At 70.6% G+C, this 1260-nt stretch carries 2 protein-coding genes; both read left to right on the plus strand.

Going from position 1 to position 1260, the window contains the following annotated elements; translation table 11 throughout:
- On the plus strand, nucleotides 1–810 hold an 810-nt coding region (locus tag EOA75_RS35450; RefSeq protein ID WP_164747758.1), incomplete at its 5' end, for a hypothetical protein.
- On the plus strand, nucleotides 752–1260 hold a 509-nt coding region (locus EOA75_RS32945), incomplete at its 3' end, for a DNA polymerase Y family protein (RefSeq protein ID WP_164747759.1). The genes EOA75_RS35450 and EOA75_RS32945, both read left to right, overlap by 59 nt.

Below are 1260 nucleotides of genomic sequence, written 5' to 3' on the forward strand. Positions count from 1 at the left end.
ATCCATGGGCTGGAGACCCGCGATGCCGGCCACGGCGCCGGCATCGCGGGTCTCCAGCCCATGGATTTCACTGAGCGCCGCCTTGGGCAGGCCGCCGCCGAGGGCGGTGTCGAGGCGTTCTACGCCGGTGTTGAGGAAGGCATCCGGCGAGGCCACAGCGAGGCCGGCTTTCCCTATGCCAGGGGCCTCCACGCCTTCTTCGGCATCGAGCCCGAACAATTGCTGTTTTCCGAAGCGCCGAAACTGGTCGACGCGCTGTGGATCGCCGAGGAGGCCGCCCGCATGACGGCCTTCGCCGCCGTCCTCCTCGAGATCCGCGGCAGCCCGCGGCTTCTCGACCTTACCGCGACGCGGCGGTTGCACGCCCGCGCCCAGAGCGCCGGCCGGCCGGTGTTTTTGCTGCGTCAGGCCGGCCAGGCCGAGCCCACCGCGGCGCCCGTGCGCCTCATTGTTTCGGCAGCGCCCGCGGCGAGCCGCGAAACGCTCGCCGGCGCGCTGGCCGGCTCGATCGGCCGCCCCGCCTTCACCGTCGATATCGGCAAGAGCCGCACGGCCCTGCCCGGACAATTCACACTGGAGTGGAACCCCGATGAGCACGCTTTTGCCGAAAGAAGGCCCGAGGAAGAGCGGGCAGCGAATTCTGTCGCTGTGGTTCCCCTATCTTTGCGCGGAGCGGATCCTGCGCCAGCGTCTGGGGCGGTCCTGGCGTTCCCGGCCCTCGCATCACCTGCCCCCATCTTGCCCACCGCTTGTGATCAGCCATCGCGACAGCAACGCCCAGCGCATCGCAGCCCTCGACGAGCGGGCTGAGGCGCTGAAGCTGAAGCGCGGCATGGGCATTGCCGACGCGCGCGCCATGCATCCGTCGATCGATGTGGTGGAGGCCGACCCGGAGGCCGACCGCCGCCTGCTCGAAGGCCTCGCCGACTGGTGCGACCGCTACACGCCGCTGGTGGCGATCGACGGCGAGGACGGGCTGTTTCTCGACGTCACCGGCTGCACGCACCTGTTTGGTGACGAGCGGGCCATGCAGGACGAGATCCTCACCCGTTTCTTCCAGCAGGGTTTCGATGTTCGCGCCGGCCTCGCCTCGACGCCGGGCGCCGCCCAGGCGGCGCGCTTCCACGGCGACCGCATCGTTGCCGGCGGCGAGGAGGCGGCGCTGCTTTCGCCCCTGCCGCTTTCCAGGCTGGCGCGGGTTTCGGGCGCGATGCGCAGCGCCGAAAGCGGCAGGGGCGAAAGCAGCGCCGCCTCCTCGCC

Origin of the sequence: Mesorhizobium sp. M1A.F.Ca.IN.022.07.1.1, assembly GCF_003997575.1 — a bacterium.
In the GTDB taxonomy this organism is placed as follows: Bacteria; Pseudomonadota; Alphaproteobacteria; order Rhizobiales; family Rhizobiaceae; genus Mesorhizobium.